This is a genomic window from Anaerobacillus sp. 1_MG-2023 (assembly GCF_030547345.1).
Taxonomy (GTDB): Bacteria; Bacillota; Bacilli; order Bacillales; family Guptibacillaceae; genus Guptibacillus; species Guptibacillus hwajinpoensis_B.
Genome location: NZ_JAUORD010000011.1, coordinates 116,484 through 139,611, shown reverse-complemented (window position 1 = coordinate 139,611; position 23,128 = coordinate 116,484). Strand labels below are relative to the sequence as shown.

27 protein-coding genes and 1 tRNA gene are annotated in these 23,128 nt (G+C 38.9%); 11 read left to right on the top strand and 17 right to left on the bottom strand.

Going from position 1 to position 23,128, the window contains the following annotated elements; all coding sequences use genetic code 11:
- Nucleotides 1–182: 182 nt before the first annotated feature.
- From Q4550_RS17440 to Q4550_RS17430, 3 genes are all read right to left on the bottom strand, one after another.
- Nucleotides 183–1,985, bottom strand: a complete 1,803-nt coding sequence (locus Q4550_RS17440) for an ABC transporter ATP-binding protein (RefSeq protein WP_242057375.1) — start codon at nucleotides 1,983–1,985, stop codon at nucleotides 183–185.
- Between the two features lie 14 nt (nucleotides 1,986–1,999).
- The gene (locus tag Q4550_RS17435) at nucleotides 2,000–3,754 is read right to left on the bottom strand and encodes an ABC transporter ATP-binding protein (protein ID WP_303534902.1); all 1,755 of its coding nucleotides are present in this window, start codon (nucleotides 3,752–3,754) and stop codon (nucleotides 2,000–2,002) included.
- Between the two features lie 295 nt (nucleotides 3,755–4,049).
- The gene (locus tag Q4550_RS17430; protein ID WP_303534901.1) at nucleotides 4,050–4,595 is read right to left on the bottom strand and encodes a peroxiredoxin; all 546 of its coding nucleotides are present in this window, start codon (nucleotides 4,593–4,595) and stop codon (nucleotides 4,050–4,052) included.
- 331 nt (nucleotides 4,596–4,926) lie between these two features.
- Here Q4550_RS17430 and Q4550_RS17425 point away from each other — a divergent pair, with 331 nt between their 5' ends.
- Both Q4550_RS17425 and Q4550_RS17420 read left to right on the top strand, forming a co-directional pair.
- Nucleotides 4,927–5,724, top strand: coding sequence for a mechanosensitive ion channel family protein (locus tag Q4550_RS17425; protein ID WP_370314489.1), 798 nt, complete (start codon nucleotides 4,927–4,929; stop codon nucleotides 5,722–5,724).
- A gap of 63 nt (nucleotides 5,725–5,787) precedes the next feature.
- Complete coding sequence (locus Q4550_RS17420) at nucleotides 5,788–5,997, top strand: ChaB family protein (RefSeq protein WP_194221258.1); 210 nt, start codon at nucleotides 5,788–5,790, stop codon at nucleotides 5,995–5,997.
- A gap of 37 nt (nucleotides 5,998–6,034) precedes the next feature.
- Here Q4550_RS17420 and Q4550_RS17415 read toward each other — a convergent pair whose 3' ends face one another.
- The 4 genes from Q4550_RS17415 to Q4550_RS17400 form a co-directional block, all read right to left on the bottom strand.
- On the bottom strand, nucleotides 6,035–6,277 hold the full coding sequence (locus Q4550_RS17415) for a YkuS family protein (protein WP_194221257.1): 243 nt from the start codon (nucleotides 6,275–6,277) through the stop codon (nucleotides 6,035–6,037).
- Between the two features lie 155 nt (nucleotides 6,278–6,432).
- A complete protein-coding gene (locus Q4550_RS17410) occupies nucleotides 6,433–7,548 on the bottom strand; it encodes an N-acetyldiaminopimelate deacetylase (RefSeq protein ID WP_194221256.1) in 1,116 nt (371 codons plus the stop codon).
- Between the two features lie 5 nt (nucleotides 7,549–7,553).
- Complete coding sequence (gene dapD, locus Q4550_RS17405; protein ID WP_194221255.1) at nucleotides 7,554–8,273, bottom strand: 2,3,4,5-tetrahydropyridine-2,6-dicarboxylate N-acetyltransferase; 720 nt, start codon at nucleotides 8,271–8,273, stop codon at nucleotides 7,554–7,556.
- Between the two features lie 96 nt (nucleotides 8,274–8,369).
- Complete coding sequence (locus Q4550_RS17400) at nucleotides 8,370–9,227, bottom strand: transcriptional regulator CcpC (RefSeq protein WP_194221254.1); 858 nt, start codon at nucleotides 9,225–9,227, stop codon at nucleotides 8,370–8,372.
- A 137-nt stretch (nucleotides 9,228–9,364) separates the two neighbouring features.
- Here Q4550_RS17400 and Q4550_RS17395 point away from each other — a divergent pair, with 137 nt between their 5' ends.
- Together Q4550_RS17395 and Q4550_RS17390 are read left to right on the top strand one after the other, a co-directional pair.
- On the top strand, nucleotides 9,365–10,105 hold the full coding sequence (locus tag Q4550_RS17395) for a sulfite exporter TauE/SafE family protein (RefSeq protein ID WP_303534900.1): 741 nt from the start codon (nucleotides 9,365–9,367) through the stop codon (nucleotides 10,103–10,105).
- Between the two features lie 11 nt (nucleotides 10,106–10,116).
- Nucleotides 10,117–10,497, top strand: coding sequence for a VOC family protein (locus tag Q4550_RS17390; RefSeq protein WP_303534899.1), 381 nt, complete (start codon nucleotides 10,117–10,119; stop codon nucleotides 10,495–10,497).
- On the opposite strand, the gene Q4550_RS17385 is transcribed toward Q4550_RS17390, so the two are convergent.
- The 5 genes from Q4550_RS17385 to Q4550_RS17365 all read right to left on the bottom strand — a co-directional run bounded on the left by Q4550_RS17385 (nucleotide 10,492) and on the right by Q4550_RS17365 (nucleotide 14,734).
- Nucleotides 10,492–12,018, bottom strand: coding sequence for an MDR family MFS transporter (locus Q4550_RS17385; RefSeq protein ID WP_303534897.1), 1,527 nt, complete (start codon nucleotides 12,016–12,018; stop codon nucleotides 10,492–10,494). The two genes, Q4550_RS17390 and Q4550_RS17385, sit on opposite strands and share 6 nt — an antisense overlap.
- A 51-nt stretch (nucleotides 12,019–12,069) precedes the next feature.
- Entirely contained in the window at nucleotides 12,070–12,525 is a 456-nt protein-coding gene (cbpB, locus tag Q4550_RS17380; protein WP_303534895.1) for a cyclic-di-AMP-binding protein CbpB, read from the bottom strand.
- Between the two features lie 102 nt (nucleotides 12,526–12,627).
- Nucleotides 12,628–13,359 (bottom strand): SDR family NAD(P)-dependent oxidoreductase, encoded by a 732-nt coding sequence (locus Q4550_RS17375; protein WP_303534893.1) that lies wholly within the window; start codon nucleotides 13,357–13,359, stop codon nucleotides 12,628–12,630.
- A gap of 11 nt (nucleotides 13,360–13,370) precedes the next feature.
- On the bottom strand, nucleotides 13,371–14,444 hold the full coding sequence (gene corA / locus Q4550_RS17370; RefSeq protein WP_303534891.1) for a magnesium/cobalt transporter CorA: 1,074 nt from the start codon (nucleotides 14,442–14,444) through the stop codon (nucleotides 13,371–13,373).
- A 131-nt stretch (nucleotides 14,445–14,575) separates the two neighbouring features.
- A complete protein-coding gene (locus Q4550_RS17365; protein WP_303534889.1) occupies nucleotides 14,576–14,734 on the bottom strand; it encodes a hypothetical protein in 159 nt (52 codons plus the stop codon).
- 171 nt (nucleotides 14,735–14,905) lie between these two features.
- Here Q4550_RS17365 and Q4550_RS17360 point away from each other — a divergent pair, with 171 nt between their 5' ends.
- Nucleotides 14,906–15,052, top strand: coding sequence for a hypothetical protein (locus Q4550_RS17360; RefSeq protein WP_194221246.1), 147 nt, complete (start codon nucleotides 14,906–14,908; stop codon nucleotides 15,050–15,052).
- Nucleotides 15,053–15,091: 39 nt separating this feature from the next.
- Here the strand turns inward: Q4550_RS17360 and Q4550_RS17355 are convergent, their stop codons facing one another.
- The 3 genes from Q4550_RS17355 to Q4550_RS17345 all read right to left on the bottom strand — a co-directional run bounded on the left by Q4550_RS17355 (nucleotide 15,092) and on the right by Q4550_RS17345 (nucleotide 18,316).
- A complete protein-coding gene (locus Q4550_RS17355) occupies nucleotides 15,092–15,463 on the bottom strand; it encodes a VOC family protein (RefSeq protein ID WP_308809530.1) in 372 nt (123 codons plus the stop codon).
- Nucleotide 15,464: 1 nt separating this feature from the next.
- A complete protein-coding gene (locus Q4550_RS17350; RefSeq protein WP_194221244.1) occupies nucleotides 15,465–17,345 on the bottom strand; it encodes a PAS domain-containing sensor histidine kinase in 1,881 nt (626 codons plus the stop codon).
- Nucleotides 17,346–17,479: 134 nt separating this feature from the next.
- Nucleotides 17,480–18,316, bottom strand: a complete 837-nt coding sequence (locus Q4550_RS17345; protein WP_242057373.1) for a VanW family protein — start codon at nucleotides 18,314–18,316, stop codon at nucleotides 17,480–17,482.
- A 122-nt stretch (nucleotides 18,317–18,438) separates the two neighbouring features.
- Between Q4550_RS17345 and Q4550_RS17340 the strand changes: the two genes are divergently transcribed.
- Together Q4550_RS17340 and Q4550_RS17335 are read left to right on the top strand one after the other, a co-directional pair.
- Nucleotides 18,439–19,248, top strand: coding sequence for a hypothetical protein (locus Q4550_RS17340; protein ID WP_194221242.1), 810 nt, complete (start codon nucleotides 18,439–18,441; stop codon nucleotides 19,246–19,248).
- Nucleotides 19,249–19,263: 15 nt separating this feature from the next.
- Entirely contained in the window at nucleotides 19,264–19,557 is a 294-nt protein-coding gene (locus Q4550_RS17335; protein ID WP_303534885.1) for a DUF3892 domain-containing protein, read from the top strand.
- 95 nt (nucleotides 19,558–19,652) lie between these two features.
- Here the strand turns inward: Q4550_RS17335 and Q4550_RS17330 are convergent.
- Nucleotides 19,653–19,728 (bottom strand) — tRNA-Val (locus tag Q4550_RS17330).
- 99 nt (nucleotides 19,729–19,827) lie between these two features.
- Complete coding sequence (locus Q4550_RS17325; protein ID WP_194221240.1) at nucleotides 19,828–20,382, bottom strand: phosphatidylglycerophosphatase A family protein; 555 nt, start codon at nucleotides 20,380–20,382, stop codon at nucleotides 19,828–19,830.
- Between the two features lie 117 nt (nucleotides 20,383–20,499).
- Between Q4550_RS17325 and Q4550_RS17320 the strand changes: the two genes are divergently transcribed.
- The 4 genes from Q4550_RS17320 (at nucleotide 20,500) to Q4550_RS17305 (ending at nucleotide 23,112) form a co-directional block, all read left to right on the top strand.
- Nucleotides 20,500–21,222 (top strand): alpha/beta hydrolase, encoded by a 723-nt coding sequence (locus Q4550_RS17320; protein WP_303534883.1) that lies wholly within the window; start codon nucleotides 20,500–20,502, stop codon nucleotides 21,220–21,222.
- 109 nt (nucleotides 21,223–21,331) lie between these two features.
- A complete protein-coding gene (locus Q4550_RS17315) occupies nucleotides 21,332–21,847 on the top strand; it encodes a YjcG family protein (protein WP_194221238.1) in 516 nt (171 codons plus the stop codon).
- Nucleotides 21,847–22,269 (top strand): GNAT family N-acetyltransferase, encoded by a 423-nt coding sequence (locus tag Q4550_RS17310; RefSeq protein WP_303534881.1) that lies wholly within the window; start codon nucleotides 21,847–21,849, stop codon nucleotides 22,267–22,269. The genes Q4550_RS17315 and Q4550_RS17310 overlap by 1 nt, the downstream gene beginning before the upstream one ends.
- 162 nt (nucleotides 22,270–22,431) lie before the next feature.
- Entirely contained in the window at nucleotides 22,432–23,112 is a 681-nt protein-coding gene (locus tag Q4550_RS17305; RefSeq protein WP_303534879.1) for a DUF421 domain-containing protein, read from the top strand.
- Nucleotides 23,113–23,128: the final 16 nt, after the last annotated feature.

The window sequence follows — 23,128 nt, the reverse complement described above, 5'->3', positions numbered from 1 at the left end:
CTTTTATTATGGCTCATTCATGAGATTGTGACAAGTATCACAAACTGTATAATTCCGAAACTTTTTTTCTTGTTAATATTCTGTTCACATTTAGATTAACTTCTGTATTTTTTTCGTTTTACCTCCATTAAATGTCTGATTGATATTAATGGGCAAAAAAAAGAAGCCTACTTGGCTTCTTTCTATACAGCGTCCATCATATTGAATTGTGATTTAACAAGCTCATAATACGTTCCACCTTTACGCATAAGCTCAGTATGATTTCCTTGTTCCAATATGCGTCCGTGGTCGAGAACAATAATATTATCTGCCTCACGAATCGTTGAAAGCCTGTGAGCGATCATGATTGCCGTCCGGCCTTCCAATACAACATTTAGCGCCTTCTGTATTTTCAGCTCTGTCTCTGTATCTATACTTGCTGTTGCCTCATCTAAAATCAATATTCGAGGATCCGCAAGAAGTGCTCTCGCAAACGATAATAGTTGCCTTTCACCTACTGATAGAACGTTACCTCTTTCTTCTACCTCTGTTTCATAGCCGTCACTCAAGCGCTGTATAAAAGGATCAGCTCCTACTGCTTTAGCTGCTTCCTTCACTTCTTCATCGCTAGCGTCCGGACGTCCAAATCGAATGTTTTCAATAATGGTACCTGAAAAAATGAACGTATCTTGCAAAACGACACTGACTTTCTCACGTAAGCTATCGAGTTTAACGTCTTTAAGGTCCGTTCCATCAATTCGAACTGTTCCACTTGTAGGATCATAGAATCGGCTTATCAGATTAGCGATTGTTGATTTCCCTGATCCAGTATGACCTACAAGCGCAACGGTGTCACCAGCTTTCATTGTTAAGCTCATTTCATGCAGAGCTTTGCGGCTTTCATCATATGAGAATTCAACATTTTCAAATGTGATTTCGCCCTTCATTTCCTTAAGCTCTTTCGCATTTTCCTTTTCTGGTACATTCGGTTGTTCATCAAGAAATTCGAAGATTCTCTCAGACGAAGCCATCGCGACGAGAAGCTGATTATACACTTGACCAAGTCGAGAGATTGGTTCCCAGAACATTCCTAAGTAGAAAGCAAACGTAACAAATACTCCGTAGTCCATTCCATTTTGAATAAGGTAAACCCCGAACCAAATTAATATGGCTGTACCAATGGCATTAGACATTTCAACAAAAGGTCTGAAAATTGCACTCTTCTGAGTCGCGTCTTTCCAACTAGCATAGTTTTCATGATTAACGCCCTGAAAAAATTCCATATTTCCTTTTTCCTGCGTATACGATTGAGTCACTCGAATTCCTTGAATACTTTCATTCAAATGGGAATTCAGCTTGGCTTGTTTAATACGAACTTGTTGCCAGGAACGACGAATGCGTTTTCGCAAGCTCGTAGAAATGAGAAACATGAGCGGTAAAATAATCATAATAGCAAGTGTTAACTGAGGACTTAAGACAAACATAATGACAAGGATTCCTAACAATAGAACAATATCCATGAGGAGATTAATAACGCCATTCGTAAATAACTCCTGCATAGAATTCACATCATTAATTACCCTGACAAGAATAGAACCTGCCGATCGTTTATCAAAAAATCCATGCGACAAGCGCTGAATATGCTTAAACAACCCTTGTCTAATGTCGTAAATAATGTATTGTCCAAGCTCATTTGTCCATTTTATTCGATATGAATTGGCAATCCAAGAAATCAAATACAATCCAGCTATGCCAATAATTAATTGAATAAGTAATGTTTGATCACGATTTTTGATCGCATGGTCAAATAGTAATACCCCAATAAATATGGGTACAATTAATCTAACAGCCGTTGCCAACAACATTGAAATGATTGCTTTTGGCAACAAACTCTTCTTGTAAGGCTCCATGTATTCAAGCAAGCGCGACATTTGTTTCCAATTGAACTGTTTTTCAATTGCCGTATCTTGAGAGTAATGGAACCTTTCTCTACGATTTTGTTTCAACCCTTCACCCCACTTCAACCAGTTTGTCTGGCCATGATCTCTTTGCGATCTTGATATTGTATATCATAAATATTTCGGTAATAGCCGTTTTGATCAATGAGTTCTTGATGTTTTCCTCGTTCTACAACCTCACCCTCATTTAACACGATTATTTCATCTGCATGTTTCAATGAAGAAATTCTGTGTGCAATAATGAACGTTGTTCTTCCTTTCATAACCTCTTCAAATGCTTTTTGGATTTTCACTTCCGTTTGCATATCAACTGCGCTTGTAGCATCGTCAAGGATTAGAATACTAGGATCTGTTAGGATGGCTCGAGCAATGGCAATACGCTGCTTTTGCCCGCCAGATAGCCCCATTCCACGTTCGCCTAGTACGGTGTCATATCCATCTCTCATTTCCATGATAAATTCATGCGCCTGCGCTCTTTTTGCCGCATCCTGTATGGCTTCAAAAGAGATATCGGGATCACCATAAGCAATATTATCTCGTATAGTAGACGAGAACAAAAACGTCTCCTGCAGTACCACACCAATATTTTTTCGAAGCGATTTCACTGTATACTCTTTAATATTCCGTCCATCGATTACTACTTCGCCTTCGTTAGGTTCATAAAATCTTGCAATCAATTGGGTGATCGTTGTTTTACCTGCTCCCGTAGCCCCAAGTAAACCAATCGTTGTGCCTTTTGGAGCATTAAACGAAATATTCTTTAATGCTTCGTCATCATCAGAAGCATACTTGTGTGTGACATTCTTAAATGATACGTTTCCTTCAAGACGTTCAACGTCCAACGCGCCATCCCGATCATAAATATCTTCAGGTTCATCTAAAATTTCAAGTAAACGTTCTCCAGATGCTTTGGATTGAGAAAACGTGTTGATGACGAATCCAAGATTCATGATTGGCCAGATTATATACCAGACAAGACTAAAGAAAGCCACTAATTCACCAGGTTTAAGCTGGTTTTGAAACACAAGATATCCGCCATATGAAAGCAAGAAAACAACACATAAATTCCCGATAAACTCCATGAGCGGGAAAAATTTAGCCCAAATGTACGATGTTGTTAAGTAGTTATCACGATAGTCCGTATTGCTATCAACAAACTTATTGATTTCAAAATCTTCTCTTGATAATGACTTCACCGTATTAATGCCACTAATATTCTCTTGAACTTTCGTATTCAACCGCGCCATTGATTTACGAATTCCTCTAAACGCAGGGTGAACTCTCTTATCGAATCGATAAACTACAATCGCGAGAAATGGGAGCATTCCAAGCGTAACTAACGCAAGCGGAATAGAGTATCCAAACATCACGATCAAACTAAAACTTACGATAAGAACAAAGTTGATCACTTGTGCGAATCCAAATGATAAGAAAAACCGGAACCCTTCCACGTCAGCCGTTAAGCGTGACATTAGATCCCCTGTTTTCGCGTTATCATAATAACGAAAAGGTAAATATTGAAGTTTTTTGTAAAGCTCCTCTCGAAGTCGATACACTGCTGTGACTCCGAACAAGTCCCCTAGATATTGTTGGAAAAACGTAGCAGTCCCTTTTACAATCATGATTCCTATGAAACCAAATGCAAGATATGGTACCCATTTGTATTCTTGCTTTAGAATGACATCATCAATTGTAAATTGAAGAAGCATAGGATAAAGGACTGTGATACCCGTGACAAAAATAAGGGAAAATACGGACCATAGAAAAAGCTTTTTGTATGGCCAATAAAAATCTTTCAATCTTTTAAACGTTTCCATTCCAACACCACCTTCAGCCAGTAAATAGTCATTAAAAAAATAGTGACAATATACATAATATATCGGAATTCGAAATAAATAACCACCTATTAGGCCTAAAATTCGGAATTATTTAAATAGGGGGTATTCCTCCTTAGATCGAGAAAATATTTGCTATCATTCTGCTGAACAGTTCTTGCAGCAATCTTTTCAAGCACACAACTTAAATTCGTAGGGAACATTCGAGTGATTAGCTAAAATAAACCATACAAAAAACCCCAGAGAGCAGTGCTCCCTGGGGTAGGTTGTTTTTATCTTATTTAAGTGTTTCTTGACCTGGCTTCCAGTTAGCCGGGCAAAGTCCACCAGTTTGTAATGCTTGAAGTACACGTAGTGTTTCATCTACGTCACGGCCAATGTTATTGTGGTTAACAACAGAGTACTGAAGTTCGCCTTCAGGATTGATGATGAATAGGCCGCGAAGTGCAACACCTTCATCTTCAATAAATACGCCGTAGTCTTTAGAAACTTTGTGATTTGTATCTGCAGCAAGTGCATAGTTAAGGTCACCAAGACCATTGTCGTTGCGGTCTGTGTTGATCCATGCAAGGTGTGTATGGATTGTATCAGTAGATACTCCGATTACTTCTGCATCAAGATCGTCGAATTCTTCGAAACGATCGCTTAGTGCTGTAATTTCAGTTGGGCATACGAATGTGAAGTCCATTGGATAAAAGAAAAGGACTGTCCATTTATCGTTCTTCATATTTTCTTCAAGGCTTACTTTGCCAAATTCTTTGTTTGTCATAACTGCTTCCATTTCGAAGCGAGGTGCTTGTTTTCCTACCATGCGTTCTACCATGTGTAAATCCCTCCTAGAAAATATCCTGCGGCTTTCGCCCACAAATGACATTATAGTACATGAGTTATTTTTAGTCAATGTTAAATAATAATTAATTTAATGTGGGTTAATGACCTTCCTCCACTATCGTACCCACGTTTACCCCTCACTAAACAGGGTAACTTTAGTATAGCGAAAATCATTTCATTCGTCTCGTCTTAACACTTCACTTGAATTATCATGACAATTTTCGCTATAATTTGACCGAGTGCTAATCCTACATAATGTAGTGAGAATTAAAGGAGGAAGTCTATTGAACTTTGTTGACAACATTAATTGGGAAGGTTTCTTAATGGATACTGGCTTAATTATCCTTAAGCTAATCGCTATCCTAATCATTTATGCAATTGTAAAAGCAATCGGAAATCGTTTCATCGAAAGAACCTTTACTCAAGTATCAGAGAAGCAGAACATGAGTCCAGGGAGAGCAAATACGTTAAAAAATTTATCAAAAAGTATTTATACGTACATTCTACTCTTCATGGTTGTTGCGATCATCTTTGAAACCTTTGGCTTTGATATTAAAGCGCTAATCGCTGGTGCAGGTATTATTGGTCTCGCTGTCGGCTTTGGAGCCCAGGGTCTCGTAAGTGATGTGGTGACAGGCTTCTTTATCCTTCTAGAAAAACAAATGGACGTTGGCGATTACGTAACTGCTGGCGGCTTTGGAGGAATCGTAGAAGAAGTTGGCCTTCGCACAACCCACATTCGTTCGTTTGATGGGACATTGAATTATGTACCAAACCGCGAAATTAGCTCATTAAGCAACCATTCACGTGGTAATATGCGCGCTCTTGTTGATATTGGTATTTCTTATGATGACAATATTGACGAAGCGATCCGCGTGATTCAGAAAGTGTGTGACAACGTTGCGGCTACAAATGAAGCTGTCGTCGAAGGACCAGATGTTCTAGGCGTTCAAGGTCTTGGTTCTTCAGATGTCGTTCTTCGCGTTCTATGCCGCACTCAGAACATGGAACAATGGGGCGTTGAGCGTCAGCTTCGGAAAGAAATTAAAGAAGCTCTTGATGCAAATGGCATTGAAATCCCATTCCCGCATCAAGTATTCATTGAAAAGAAAGAACAATAAGCGTTTGTCCCTTCCTTTTATTGGGTAAAGATATCACAGACCTTTCAAAGGAGTGTGATCATATTGCCTTACAATTCTAAAAGCGAGTTGCCAGATCAAGTAAAAGACAACTTGCCTTCACACGCACAGGATATCTTTAAAGAAGCATTCAACTCCGCATCTGATCAATATGATTCTGAGAAAACGGCTTTTAAAGTAGCTTGGAGCGCTGTGGAAGAAAAATACGAAAAGAATGATAATGGAAACTGGGTCAAAAAGAATAACAATAGCTAAAAAAAATGAACCTCTACCTAGGTAGAGGTTCATTTTTTTATTGATAACGACTATCCACCTGCTGACATACTTGATCAGCTGTCATCCCATCTGCGTTTATAACCGCCCCATTCGTGCTTGCATTTTGCATGCCCATCACATTTTGATCTTGACCAGATACAACACAACAGTCACAACCATTTGCATCACTTTCTTGTTTCAAGGATACAACCTCATACCCTTTCGCTTGCAAAGCTTGAGCTACATCAGATAGCGTATCTTCTACAGCAATTCGTTTCATTTCACTCGCTCCTTATTAATATGTAGTTTCTAACTCTATTATTTTGACCACCGTTTTATGAATTATACGTCTAGCATTCATAAGAGAAAAACTCAGGTAATATATCAAACTAAAAAACAATAGCCCTCAGGCATATGCCTGAGGGCTATTGTTTTTTAGTTTGCAACCTTATTTAAATAAGAAGTTAGCGCAAGATACGCCGTTTCAATCGCAGACTCATCAGGTTTCAGTGTAGATGTATGCAAACCGGATGGAGAATTCACTCCAAGCCAGAACATAAATCCAGGAATCTCTTTTAGAAAGTACCCGAAATCCTCACCAGTCATCGCTTCTCGACATTCAACTACGTTGACATCTTGGAGTTTTCTCGTTTCTTCCATGAAAGATTGTACTAACTTTGCATTGTTCGTCACCTGGTAATAATTAGAGCCATAATCAATAGAAGCAACACATTCAAATGATGCCTCGATGCCTTTTACTATAGCTTCAATACGGTGCTTAACTTGAGACATAGAATCGGCAGATAAAGTACGGATTGTACCTTCTAACCTGGCCTTTTCGGCAATGATGTTTTGCTTCGTGCCTCCGTCAATTTTTCCTACCGTTACCACAGCTGAATCAAGAGGATCTACATTTCTCGCTACAATAGATTGGAACTGAGTAACGAGATGGCTAGCGGCAACAACCATATCACGTGTATGGTGAGGATACGCCGCGTGACCACCCTTTCCTTCTAAATCAATGAATAACTCAGAAGTATTAGCAAAGAGCAATCCTGGGCGTGTGGCAATTGTACCTACGGGGTACTCAGGTGCAATATGTAACGCAATCATTTGATCCGGCTTCCATGCTTTGAATTCATCACTTTGAAGCATTGGTAAAGCGCCACCAGGACCTTCTTCTGCAGGTTGGAAGACAAACAGCAAATTGTCTTTTACGGAATGAGTTGAATAGTACTCAAGAACGGAAAGAGCAATCGTCATATGAAGATCGTGTCCGCATGCATGCATGAACCCTTCATGCTCAGACTGAAAATCATACCCGGTCTCTTCTTTGATCGGTAAACCATCGATATCTGTCCGATATCCAATTGTTTTTGAAGGACTTTCTCCATTTACAAATACAAGGATACCCGTTCTCCAGGTTTTCACCTGGAGACGGTCCTGTGGGAGTTTTTCTATAAACTGAAGAAGAAAACCTTGCGTTTTCACTTCCTGAAAGCCAATTTCAGGAATGCGATGCAGGTCCCTTCGTACGGTTTTGATATCCATTAGAATTAATCGTTTTGAAGCTGACGAAGCTCTTTTTTGATTTCTGTTTTTGAACGAGTTTGATCATCAATTTTCTTAAGAACACGTGCTGGAGTTCCTGCAACTAGTGTGTACTCAGGAACATCTTCGGTCACAATAGCGCCAGCCGCTACAACAGATCCTTTTCCTACTTTCACGCCTTCTAGAACGACTGCGTTCGCACCAATCACAACGTCGTCTTCAATGACAACAGGGCTAGCAGAAGGTGGCTCAATAACGCCTGCAAGAACAGAACCTGCGCCAATATGACAGTTCTTACCGACAGTTGCACGTCCACCCAGAACAACGTTCATGTCGATCATAGTTCCTTCCCCTACAACAGATCCGATATTGATCATCGCACCCATCATAATAACAGCATTATTGCCAATTTCAACTTGATCACGAATAACAGCGCCCGGCTCGATTCGCGCTTGAATTCCTTTAAGGTCAAGCATTGGAATAGCTGAATTACGACGATCATTTTCTACTACATAATCTTCAATATTGGAAGCTTCAGACTCAAGTGCTTTCTTAATGTCTTTCCACTCACCAAAAAGAACACCAGTGTTCCCTGTAATGAATGACTTCGTGTTACTACCAAAGTCGATTCCCTCAAGGTTCCCCTTAATATGTACTTTCACAGGAGTAGATTTCTCACTGTTTTGAATAAAGCTAATAATTTCGTTTGCATCCATCATTTTCATGGTGTATTTCCTCCTTTGTTCATCATGCTCATACAAGCACAGCATGTTACTCATTTTATCGTACATGATCGATCACGTGAAGTCTAATCTTACAGGCTATTCACTTAACAATTCTACAAACTTCTGAACCTGCTTCAATTGCATCGCGGTATCATTTGTTAATAACCACGTATCACGCTTTAATGGCAACCCTTCACCGTCCTTAAGTGGAATCCGAAAATATTCTTTATCATTCTCCGTAATGCTGATGGAAGGTAAGATAGCGTAGCCAATCCCATTTAGCGCCATTTGTTTACACGTTTCGATTTGATCAACGACAATTGTTTTCTTTGGAGGCGCAAATGATTGGGTTTGCCACCACTCCTGTATTTCTTGAAAATAAGTAGAGTCACTTTTAAATTGAATAAATGGTTTTTCTGTTTCTCGCAATTCTTCCATTGATTTAATGGACGTATCGACCAAATAGAGCTCATCTGAAATCAAATACTGACTTCTCCCTCTCCAATCGGGCTTCCCACGAATAATTCCAATATGAATATCATCTTCGTACAAGTACCGTAATATGTCACTACTCCATCCTGTAACTAGGGATATTTTGACACTGGGATAGTGCTCAACAAATTTCTTTAGCACCGCTGGAAGCCAGTATTGTCCGATAATAGATGCTACCGCTAGTTTCAGCGTTCCATGAACTTCTGAGCTTAGCGCTGTTAATGCTTCAAATACTTTTTCTTCTCTACGAATCGTATCATTAGCAAAAGCGATAATCCGTTCACCCGCAGGTGTAATCGTTAATCCTTTTTGAGAACGAAGGAAAATCGGTACCCCCCATGCCTTTTCGATCGATTGAAGGCGTTGACTTAGCGCCGGCTGAGATACATAAAGTCGCTCAGCCGCTCTTCGCATATTCGCTTCCTCTGCTAAGATCGAAAGAACCTGATATTCTGAGCTCATTAAATGGCCCCCTTTTCTTATAACTCTTCATTTCATCATAAGGAAATCTTATTGTAATTCATCATTATAATCTAATTTCATTATGGATTAAAGAAGACTATACTATGACATGAGATATTTTTGATGGAGATGATCATATGGAATGGCTTTTCTTATTTGGCATTGGTCTTATTGCCACATTTGTTGGCACCTTGTCTGGCAGCGGAGGACTTATTAACTTTCCCTCGATGATGTTACTCGGTCTTCCCATTCATTCAATTATTTCAGCAAACAAGTTTTCAAATATGCTTAGTTCATTTTCTAGCTTTTTTGTTTTATTAAAGAGGAAAGAACTCTCTATGAAAGAAGCACTGAAAACAGGACCTATCGCTTTAACTGGCGGCGTCCTCGGTGGATTATTTGCCTCGTCACTATCACAACAAGCACTTCAACTATTCGCCGGAGGTATGCTTCTTGTTGCCTTAACATTATCATTTATGAAAAAGAAGGAATCCATTCATTTATCACTTAAGGTTCCTACCAAAGCACTCCCGTTCGTTGGTCTAATTGGATGGTATGATGGTACGTTCGGCCCTGGACAGGCGACACTTCAAATGCACTTATTTCGTCACAGCGGCATCTCCTACCTTGCTTCAATAGGTCTAACACGATTTAATACCTTCTTAAGTTGTACAGGGGCTGTCATGGTCTATTCACTTAGTGGTCACCTTAACATGGCGATCGCGCTCCCACTTGCGGCTGGCTCTATCACTGGAGCACAAATTTCTGTTCGAATGGCCAATAAACTTTCTCTTGTGCAAATAAACTGGTTGCTTCGCTCCATGACCATTTTGTTGATTTTACAAGTATGCTACAGCTTATTTAAAACACAATTTTAGGAGTGATTAACATGGTTATCGATTATATTCGTCTCCACCATATTCAAATTTGTATACCCATCGACCAGGAGGAAATTGCGAGGAATTTCTATATAGGGATACTTGGCTTTGAAGAAATCGAAAAACCGGCTGTTTTAAGAAAAAACGGCGGCTTCTGGTTAAGGGCTGCAGACATCGAATTACACGTTGGGACCGAAAGTACTATTGCTCCAGGGAAAAGACATCCTGCTTTTGAAATTCATAATCTATTAGAAGCGAAGGCACATTTAGAAAAACACCACATCCCGATACAGAAGGAGAAACCAATTGAAGGATACCAGCGTTTTAGCTTTTATGATCCTTTTCAAAACCGGATTGAATTCATTTCACGTATAGGAAAACCCGGCTTATGAGCGAGCCGGGCTTTGTTTCTTATCAGGCTTTGGAATAAAGAGTACTAGCAGAAAGCTTAAGAGTGCCATGACTGCAACTCCTCCATACACCCATTTTAAAGAGGTTGTGAGTCCGTTCTGCAACAAATCAAGAACAGAAGGATCAAGACTGTTACGCTTTGTTTCATCAAGTAATTGATTGGCTGTATTAAGATTCACACCTTCTCCCGAAGAGCGGTTCGTTAAATATTGTTGAAGGCGGCTGTTTAAAATACCGCCAAGTAGCGCAGCACCGACTGCACTTCCAAGCGTTCGCATAAACATATTTGAAGCTGTCGCAATTCCTCGCTGCTTCCAGGAAACTGAGCTTTGGATGGCAACAATAAATGTTGTAGACGTTAACCCCATTCCAACACCAATAAGGAATGAACCAAAACCTGCAAAGATGGGTCCTAATGCTGGCGTCATCAACAGATAGATCACTGAACCGCTAATAAGTGAAATTCCTCCAAGGACTGATGTAATCCTAAATCCGATTTTTATGACGAGTTTCCCTGCTATAGTAGACGCAATCGGCCATCCGATCGACATCGTCGTAAGCGTAAATCCTGCTACAATAGGAGATTTCTCCATTACTCCCTGAACAAAAGTTGGAAGAAAGCTAGAAACCCCAATCAAAATCATGCCCGTCGTAAACGTTACTGAATTCGATATGGCGATAACCGGATCGCGCCATATACCAAGAGGCATTAGCGGCTCTTTCGCTTTAAGTTCGACTCTAAAAAAGATCGCCATAGCTACGAATGATGTACTTAGAAGGGTGAGGATAGGTAAGGAAGTCCACTTCCAGTGAACGCCTCCTTCGATCAAGACGACCATCAATGCACTGATCGAAACAAGCAAAAGGATGGCCCCAGAGTAATCAATCGATTTTCGTTCTTTATCAATCGATTCATGAAGCAAGAGAACAATGCCAACTAACGATAGAACTCCGAGAGGAATGTTCATCCAAAATACCCATGACCAATCAATGTACTGAACAAAAATACCGCCTAGAGCCGGGCCTGCAATTGCAGATATTCCCCACACGCTAGCAAGATACCCTTGAATCTTTGCCCGCTCCTCCATCGAATACATATCGCCTACAATCGTAAGCGCTATTGGTTGTACGGCTCCTGCTCCAATACCTTGAATAAGCCTGAAAAGGATAAGTGCCTCCATCGATTCCGCAAATCCACACAATAAAGATCCTATTAAAAAAATGACAATACCGATCGAATAGATCGGCTTCCTACCAAAGAGATCTGAAAGTTTACCGAAGATAAGGACCGTAATCGCAGACATTAATAAATAAGCTGAGAAAACCCAGCTAAACGTCGAGAATCCGCCAAGGTCGCTCACAATACCAGGCATCGCTGTTGAAACGATTGTTCCTTCGATCGCGGCCATGAACATTCCAATAATAATGGCTCCAAGTACGAATGGTCGATTGGTCTCCTTGTTTTGAATACTTAATGTGATTTGATTTGTTAGCGATTTCATTTTATTCATCCCCATATGTAAAAATCCCGGTAATAGTACCGGGATAAATGCTTAAGACTGTCTAACTGATGACTCATGCAAATAACGATTAACAAACTTAAGAAGCGCTCTTCTTGTTAGAATGCCATTAAAAATATTCTCATCATCGACTACACAAAGAAACGGATGATCAATTGCTAGCTTTAACCCTTTGAAAAAGCCGTCCTTTTCATTAATACAAGGTATTTCTGTATTCATAACTTCTTCAACAACTAATTCACTTAATTTCTCGAATTCAATTCGCTCGATGCCTAGAATCGAATCAAGGATGAGCGGCTGACTAATTAATCCCTTTAGACGATATTCAGTATCTAATACTGGGATAGATGAATAGCCTGATTTAATCAAAATAAGCATCGCGTGCTCCAAAGGATTCGTCAGCTGTACATGTGCTACTTTTTCTGCTGAAATCACAAGATCTTCAATTCCTGTTTCATACAAATTAGGTAATTCCATATGTTTTGCCATTTAAAACGTCCCCTCAAGCATGATTCGCCCTGTAATTATTCTCTAATGAAGGTCTCTTATTATAGTAACATGAATGGGGATTGTCCGTTAACTGTTACTCGATTAATGTTCATAAATCATTTTTCGAGTCATACCTCCATCAACAACTAAATTCTCACCTGTGACAAAATCATTTTCTTCATTCGTTAGGAAGAGACAGGCACGTCCAATATCTGATGGCTTTCCAACTCTTTGGGATGGATGCTGCTCATGATCCACGTCACGTAAAGCCTCATAGTCTTCTACTTCAATCCAACCCGGGCTAATTGAATTGACAGTAATATGATCATCTGCAAGGGACACTGCTAGCGCATGAGAAAGCGCTACGATTCCTCCCTTAGTAGCAGCATATGCTTCACTGTTCGGTTCTGACATCGTCGCTCTCGTTGAGGCAATGTTGACGATTGAGCCACCGTTATTTCTTCTCATAAGATGAGCTGCGGCACGAGACCCTAGAAATACGCTTCGTAAATTGGTGTTGATGACATTATCCCACTCTTCTACACCTAGTTCATCCATATGTTTAAATGCTGTTAGACCAGCATTGTTGATTAAGATATCTAGTCGCCCATACTTCTCTTCAACTTTATGAAAAAGCTGTTTAATGGATTCTGGTTTACTTACATCTGTTAAGATAGTGTCACCATAACCTCCATGCATTAATTTTTCTGTTTCTTTGCAACCTTCTTCATTCACATCGGCAAGAACAACACGATAGCCTTTATCGGCATAAGCAATCGCAACTCCCCTACCGATCCCATGTCCAGCACCTGTTACTACAACGACTTTTTGCATCAAATAACCTCCTAAAACCAGTTTTTACGTTTGAAATAAACGAGCATTAATCCAGTTATGATAATCATGACAATCCAAACGGCTGGATAACTCCATTCCCAACTAAGTTCCGGCATGTTTGTGAAATTCATTCCATAAATTCCTGCTATGAATGTTAACGGAATAAAAATTGTCGAAACAATCGTTAATACTTTCATAATCTCGTTCATTTTCATACTTAAGCTGGAATAGTACACATCTAATAAACCGTAAAGTTGTCCTCGAGAAGTTTCGACCATATCATTTGCTTGTACAATATGATCGTGAATATCCTGCAAATAAAAGGAAATGTCTTCTTTTATGTAAGGGACTTTTCGATTAATTAATTTGTTTACGACTTCTCTAACTGGCCAAACCGTTTTCTTAAGCTGAAGAATAGTATTCTTATATTGATTAATATCTTGCAATGAATGATTATCAGGATCCTCCATGATCATCCCTTCTAACTCAGCTATACGATCGTCCATTTCATCCATAATGATCAGATATTGATCAAAGATTACATCAAGTAAGGAATAGTAAAGAAAATCCGCCCCGCTCTTTCGAATTCTTCCTTTGCTTTCCTGCAGTTGTAAACGAACTGGATCGAATAAGTCGCCGCGCTTTTCCTGAAAAGTGACGACTGTGTTTTCCATCAAAATAAAACTCACCTGTTCGATGTCAAGATCAGTACTTTCAGGTGATAAATCAAGCATCTTTACAATCGAAAGTAAGTGATCTTCAAAAAAGTCTATTTTCGGTCGGTGATCCGTATTTAAAATATCCTCTGTCGTTAAAGGATGAAGTCCTAATTTCTTACTAATCTGATCTACCAACTGAACATTATGTACGCCATTTACATTAATCCAAGCTACTTGATCAGAGTCAATCAATGTCTTTATTTTATCTATCGAAACATCTTCAAACTCTTCCATTCCATTAGAGTCAAATGCGATAGCTGAAACAGTGACTTCCTCCGTTTGCTTATCTCCTATATAAACAAGCGAGCCTGGGGGCATTCCCTTTTTTTGAGTTCGATTTCTTCTAAGTTTTGTACGAATCCTCATTTGATTCCACCTCAATTCTCTTCTAAAATACCCTAATTTAATAAATTGAAAACACGAAAAGTTTTTCAATTATCCTGTTTAGACGCATGTCCAACAATAATTCAGCATAAAAAAAAGCCCATTCACTAGGGCTAAAGCACATCTTCTTTACGAATGATCTCTTCATACTTTTTCCAGAACGTTTCAAGATCAGACTTAGAAGAATCTGTCTTAATAGCATTCCACACAACTATCATAAATAAAGCAAGTCCAAGAAATAAAGCGACTAATGATAATAGTACAGCTACCATCGAATCCCCCCTAAGCGGTTCTTTCCATTTTATGATGGTAAATGCACTAAAATGTTAGAATAAACAGATATTACTTGATTCTTTTTTCTAACTAGGTTATGTTACGAAAAACATCTTTTTCATCAGACAGGTACTTATTATCAAAATTAAAATATAAGGAGGAGCATTATCATGGATCACTCTCGAAAAGATATTAAACAAATTGAAGAAAAGGCTAAAGAAGATCAGCGCCGTGCCGAGAAAGCCAAAAAAGTTGTGAAGGAAGCACAAAAAAGCGCCAATCCACAAAGAGAACACAACGAATTCTCATCGAAATAATAACAAAAGGACGCCTTCCAATTGGAAGGCGTCCTTTTGTTATTGTTCTGTATTCAATTCAATCAGATTGCCATCAGGATCAGAAACAAAAATTTGAGCAAAACCACTTTTACTCGTTGGATTCTCATAAACTTCTATCTTTTTTTCACGCAGCCATTTCAACGTATTATCATAACTATTAACACGAAAAGCGAAATGCCCTTCCCTCGATGACAATGATGTTGAACCCCGAAGCGTATTAGCATCAGGGTATACAATTAAATGAAGCTGTTGTTGACCGATTTGAAACCAGGCGCCTGGAAAGTCAAAATTTGGGCGTTTTATTTCTTTCAAGCATAATATATCTTTATAAAACTTTTTTGCCCGTTCAAGGTCTGTTACCGCCAAACTAACATGATGAATTTGCTGCACTTCAATCAATTTCGTTCCTCCCGCTCTTTACTTCTTGATTCTCTTGATTACTACCTAACTTTTGACTTGAAGGTAAGATAATTCGAAAAACAGTTCCTTCGCCCTCATGGCTAGTAACCTCAATGCGACCGCCGTGTTCCTTAATTACTTTATAGCTTACCATTAATCCTAGCCCAGTTCCTTTTTCTGAAGTTTGATAGTAAGGTTCACCCAGCCGATTAATCAAATGCTTAGGTATTCCCACGCCTTGATCTTCCACTTCCACAATTACTTCTTTTTCCTTATTTTCTAAAAGACTGATTCTAAGTTGACCGCCATGTGGCATGGCTTCAATGCCATTATTCATAATGTTCGTAATGACCTGCTTTATGTGTGAGCTGATACAAACGCACTGAATATCCGTATGACTATAAACTTCAATTATATCAATACTATACTCAGCAGCCTTTTTAGATAGGCGCTCAATTAAATCTCTCATTAGTTGATTCATATGAACCGTTTCGTACGAAACAAACTCTCTTTTGGATAGAAGAAGAAATTCATTTATCGTCTCCTCTAGCTGTTCCATTTCCTCCCCAACTACTTTAAGAAGTTCTTGATTAACTGCTTCATTTCCATCAAGCATTTGAAGAAAACCTTTCACTGTTGATAGCGGGTTTCTAATTTCATGTGCTACCCCTGCCGCAAGATCTCCAAGAACGTGGCTTGTTTCCGTCTTACGCAGATGTTCTTCCGCATCCTTAATCTGAGTCACATCTCGAATAATGACAAGGTGATGCTGAGGATAGATGTGGTAGCTTAATGTAAAACTAAATGTTTGAACGACACCTGTTTGCTCGTTCATTATTTTTCCTTCACCGCTTCTACCTAATTCAGCAGGATGATCCCACACAATATCACATTCTTTTTCTAATGAAGAATAATGCTTATCAACGACCTCATTCTCCTTTAATTGAAATAGGTCGCAAAATGCACCATTAACTTTTACAATAATTCCTTTTTCATTTAGGATAGCCATACCATCTAGAGCTCTTTCAAACAATTGACGAAACCGCTCTTCACTTCGCTTTAGTTCTGAGAACATTTGTTTTCTCTCTGTAATATCACGGTATATGGTTAAATACAAATCTCCATATCCGCTTTTCTTCGTTGTAAACTCAAGCTGTTTCTTTTCTCCGCCGAGCATTGTGAATTGAAGATCGCCTCTAATCTCACCTTGTTCTTCTAACGTTTTTTGAAACGATTTTCCCGCCTTAATATCAACGCCTTCAAGAAAATCAAACAAATTATACGTTTTCATTTCATTTAAACTGACCTTAAAGATCTGACAAGCAGCAGGATTCGCGTCTACGATCATCCGATCTTTGTCCCAAATTAAAATACCATCTAGCGCATTTTCAAAAATGTTCGTGAATTTATCTTTGCTCTCCATCAACTGGTCAAACAATACCTGCTCTTCGGTAACATCGCGAATAATTGATAAATTGTAATCTCGATAAGCTTTATATGTTATCGATAATTCAATGGATTTCCGTTTGCCATTCATAAGGAGAACAGGAAGCTTTTCCACTACATACCCCTTTTCAATCAAATTCTTTCTCATTTCTTCCAATGTTTCAAGCCCCTGAGGTGCAACATGATGTCCAAGTTTCATAGATTGAATCGATTCCATATCAATTTCAAAAATATCACAGCATGCTTGGTTGATTTCAATCAAGTTTCCCTCTTGATTCGAAAGCGTCATGCCGTCTCTAGAATGATTGAAAATGTGATCAAGCTTTCGACTTTTTTCAATCAATTCGAGGTGAAGATCATTCTTTTCCATTTCAGAGCCGGCTTCAAGCATGGAAAATGTTTGCTGATTCGTTTTTTTATATTCCATACGCGGTCTCCTTTTATGTGTAATAGTCTCATTATACCATCTCGGGGCATTGAACATAGTATTTAACTCCTAGACTCATCATTTTACTAGACGAATTAAATAACCTTTTCCTTTATCTTGTAAAACTCTGCCATTTACATATCTTCAGATGAATAGACATGAATGACTACTGAACCTTCGATCACTTTCGCCCTTATAAGAATCGGCTGATTAAGTTCATTTCGAAAGGAAAAATCTGGTCCGTACCAACTCACGGTGGCATCTCTACCAGGTTTCACATATGGAACACTTCTACTATGGGAATAGCGTTCTAAAATATGGACGCCCGCCTGGTCTACTGCATTAAAAAGAGTAGATGACACTTGACAAATTCCCCCACCAATTCCTTCAGATAACTCACCTCTTACAATGATTGGAGCTGGCAAATAGCCCTTCTCTTTTGTTCTTTTTCCAACTGTCTGGTTGAAAGAAAACGTTTCCCCTGGAAATACTACAGTATTGTTAATCGCCTCAGCCGCTAACATAATGTTCTTCGTTCGCTCCAGATTTCCTTTCTTAAAATAAGTAACAAAACCTCCCACTTGTTTTTTTCTAATGAATGATAAAAGCTCTGCGTTTACTTTTGGATAAAGAATGGTGAGATCTGGTTGAAGCCAAGTTGAACTATTGCGGTATAGACTATGAAGCAAATTCTCTCGAAAAGCGTCTCGATGTAACGTGTATCCATTGACTCCATCGACAATAGCTCCTTGGTTATCAATGAAGGCATTTACTGGAGACTTTGAGATAGTTACATCTACTTCATCCATTAATTCTTCCACCCGATCTGCTTCATAAAAAGGATAACCAAGGTCTTTTGAAAACAACTCTTCTTTCTTAATCTGATAAGTCTCTGCTCCTTTGTGGTGAATCGTTATGTGATGGTTTGAAAGCGCTGAAAACGCTATAGTCAAAGCTAGAAATAAATGCATCTTTACCATTCCCCCTTCTGAACTCGATCGTAGTATGCTTCATTTTAGGGATTAATAAAATAGCATACATCAGAATCGCTTGAGCAAAATAACTATGATGACTATACACAAGGGGGGAGCTAATGAAGCGTTTATTCACTTGTTTCATTTTATTATGTACGCTAGTCATTCCTACACGCGCTATAGCTGCCGAACCTTTTGATCACCTTCTCCCTATCGATAGTGAAATCAAACTTCTGCCATGGGAAAAAGCAGATGAGCTCCTCCCTCGGAAATCGATTTTTACAATGATTGATATTGAAAGCGGGAAGTCGTTTCAAGTTCAACGGAGAGCTGGTAGTAAGCACGCAGATATACAACCGTTAACGCGAGAAGACACAAAGGTTCTAAAAGCGATTTATGAAGAATGGAGTTGGAAGCGAAGGGCTGTCATTGTGCTATACGAAGGGAAAATGATTGCGGCTTCCATGAATGGAATGCCTCATGGAGCTGGCGCATTAGATAATGGATTTAACGGACACTTTTGCCTTCACTTCTTAAATAGCACGACTCATCGCACCCCTACACCAGATCCCGCGCATCACTTAATGATTCTAAAAGCAGGAGGACAGTTAGATCGCTACTTAATGAAGCGGACCCCTGAACAGCTCGTTGATGTTCTTATGCTAGCGATCAATAACACAGATGCTTCTTTATTAAGAAGAATTGTTTCTACACCTTTATCTGAGAACGAATTAATCGACCTCTCTCGCTTGTCGTTTACAAAATGGGAAGTGATCAAAGCTGAACAACAAGTCAAAACCAGAGTCGAAATTTATATAAAAGATGCTGGTGTTATTACAACAACGATTGATTTCACTGCACGACAAGATCCGATCACAAACAAATGGCAACTCGAAATACCAAAATTACTCGAAATTTCAAAAGACTAACAAGGAGTGGCATAAATGGATCGTTTTGAACAAGCTTATGAAGAGTATGTTAAAAATAGTGAGGCATATTATACTCCACCAGAGGCAAATTCCACCCATATTACGGCCGTCCGCAAAAATGAGGATGGAGATTTAATTGCTTTTAAAACAAACACGGGAGAAGAGCTAGATTATGTCCAGGCTTTAGACGCTGCAAAGAATGGTCAACTTTCGGGAGTAGATGTATTTCAAAAGTATGGTAGAGAAATTATTCGAAGTGAGCCTGATGGTACGAAAGAAAATAATTTCGATCATTTACCAGAATTTTAAGGATGTCCGATCTCACTCCTCCATTCCCTTCTTGAACCAATGCAAAAAAGCGACACCTCAATGAAGTTGAGGTGTCGCTTGGAATGTTTGATGTATGGTGATCCGTATTGGGCTCGAACCAACGACCTCTACCCTGTCAAGGTAGCGCTCTCCCAACTGAGCTAACGGATCAATTAGGACATTTATAAATATACATGAAGATCTAAAGAACTGTCAATCCTTTCATGGGAAAATATTAGAAAAAAGGGCACCGAAACGATGCCCTTTCATTTATCCGATTCGTTCTTCTTTATCTCGCTTTTCACGCTCTTCTTTATCAAGGGATTCCTCTCGATCACGCAGACGATGCGCTAGGCGACTAGATGCATTTGCCGCAATGCTTGCGATGAGATCATCAAGGAAGGTATGAACACTTTCCCCTACTTTTGTATCAAGCTTTTCGATGATACCAAATTTTTGTTTATCAAGGTGACCGAATGTCGTAACAGCTATACTACCGTAGCCGAATACAGCACCAAGTGCGATTGTTTCATCAACACCAAATAACCCTTCATCCGTCTCAACAATGGATTGAAGTGGTTCAGAAAGCTTCCCTTGTTCCGCTAGCTTATCTAGTTCAATTCCAACTAGAACCGCATGCTGAATTTCTCGCTTTGTGAGAACAGCCTCAACACTTTCGACACAGTCCTCCATGGAAAGGTCATCTACATAAGGGGATTGCATTTCGTAAACAATTTCTGCAATATCCTCAATTGTAACGCCACGTTCTTTTATTAGGGCTTTTGCTGCTGCTTCTGTTTCTCTACTATGGATGCGTTTCTTCATAATAAGACCCCTCTCTGTAAACGATAAATAATTATATGTTAGAATCATTATATCACTAATGTTTTTTATATTGTCAAACAATCAAACTATTTCAACAATTTTACGGGAGGCACTGCAATGAATCGAGGTACATACAAAGATGAAAGCATCTATAGTCACTATTTAAAAGAAGAAATTCCTTTCCAAGTTTATTTACCATATAATTATTCACCACTATACAAATACTCTTTTCTTATCGCTAATGATGGGAGCGATTATTTTAAATTAGGAAGACTTGGCCGCACAGCCGATGAACTAATTGAAAATGACGAAATTGAAGAGCTCATTATTGTAGGGATTCCCTATAAAAGTGTGGAAGATCGCTGGAGAAAATATCACCCAGACGGAGAACAGTCAGATGATTACCTTCGTTTTCTTGCGAATGAACTTGTTCCTTATTTAGATGAACAGTATGCTACCTACCATCTTGGCTATGGTCGAGGATTAATTGGTGACTCTTTAGCAGCTACAGTCGCTTTGCGCGCTTCTCTTGACTATCCAAGAACGTTTGGTAGGGCTATCCTTCATTCACCATATGTAGATGAGGCAATCATGAATAAGGTAGAGGACTTTGCTGAACCTGAGCTGCTATCTCTATACCATATTATTGGAACAGAAGAAACAGAAGTACCTACAACAGATGGGAAAACCAAAAATTTTATTAATCCGAACCGTAAATTAAATAAAATTATAAAGGAAAAAGAATTTGATTATTTCTATGATGAATTCGAAGGCGGTCACCTTTGGAAGAACTGGCAACCGGATATGAAACGCTCTCTTTTACACATGTTTAAACTCTAAGTGAGTCAATCGTTTCTTATTTTCGAATTTTTGGTATAATTATAAATGGAACATTATATGACTTGTCTATTAATGGCAATCGAGTATATCAACCAGGAGGGAATGGAATATGAAATACGGCATTGCAATTTTCCCATCGAAAAAACTAGCAGACGTTGCTAACTCCTTTCGAAAACGTTATGATCCGCACTATGCGCTCATTCCACCACATTTGACTTTACGCGAGGGCTTTGATGCAACGGAAGAAGAAATTCAGAAATTAACACCTGTGCTACACAAAATCTCTGATGAGTCTAAACCTTTTTCAATGCATGTTTATAAAGTAGGATCTTTTAATCCTGTTAACAACGTGATTTATTTTAAAGTAAAAGACAATGAAGTTCTTGATGATTTGCATAGAAAGCTAAATCCTGAAGAGGCACTTTCGGAACGTGACTACAACTTTGTCCCTCACATTACGATCGCACAGAACCTTTCAGATGATGAACATTCTGATGTCTATGGTAGTTTGCAAATGAAAGATGTTAATCACGAAGAAACAATTGATCGCTTCCAGCTTCTTTATCAATTAGAAAATGGTATGTGGACCGTTTATGAAACGTTCCATCTTGGCAAAGTTCGCTAATGGAAGTAAAAGTTGTTGAAACTGCTAAAGAAAAAGATGATGCCTTTAAAGTAAGATATGAGGTATTTGTTGAAGAACAAAACGTTCCAGCTGAACTAGAAATAGACGAGTTTGAAGCGGAAGCTACTCACTTTGTGGCATATGACAAGATTTCCCCCGTAGCCGCTGGCCGTTATCGTATTAAGGATCAATTGGCTAAAGTAGAGCGTATATGCGTTCTGATCGCATATCGCAAAACGGGAATGGGCCAACAACTTATGCAATCAATTGAGAAGCATGCAAGTGAGATGAATCTTAAAGGAATGAAGCTAAACGCACAATTAACAGCTGTAGGTTTTTATGAAAGGCTTGGATACCATACGGTTTCGGAAGAATTTATGGATGCCGGTATTCCACACGTTACAATGACAAAAAACTTTTGACACTGGTGCTCACCAGTGTCTTTTTTATTGTCATCCTACTCCTCTCAAACAACTATGCACCGGGTATTCAAATACAAAATAAATTTTACCTTCCCTTTTTCATTTATTTTTTCCTTTTTCGTACATCCTAAGAAGGCAAAACAATATGGAGAAGGTGATCCTTTGAATGTTGGATCAATTACGCTGGAACTACTGGTCGGTTTTCTTGCATTATTGATTTTAACGAAAGCACTAGGAAAAACTCAAATAACTCAAATAACCCCATTTGATTTTATTTCTTCTTTAGTCCTTGGAGAGCTAGTGGGGAATGCAATATATGATAAGCATGTAAATATTTTTTCCATCATGTATTCCGTTTTTCTTTGGGGCATATTGATCTACGTTGTTGAATGGATTACTCAAAAATTTCGCGGGACGCGTTCTTTCCTCGAAGGAAGTCCATCGATCGTCATTCATAACGGCCAGATTAACCGTGTGCAATTAAAGAAGAACAAGCTTGATATTAATCAATTGCAAAATTTATTGCGACAAAAAGATGTTTTCTCGATGAAAGAGGTTGAATTTGCTATTCTTGAAACAAATGGAAGTATTAGTGTTTTGAAGAAATCAAACTATCAAGAACCCACTAAGCAAGATTTTAATCTTAAAACGGGACGAGGCTATCTTGCTTACTCCATTATTTCTGATGGAGAAGTGGATTGGGGAAATTTAAAGGAAGCTGGTCTTAATGAGGATTGGCTTCAAAAGACATTGGAAGAGGAACACATTGATCACTACCATGAAGTACTGCTTTTAGAATGGAAGCAAGACGAGGGGATTTTTCTACAAAAAGTAAAAACATAAAAAAAAGAGCAGAAAG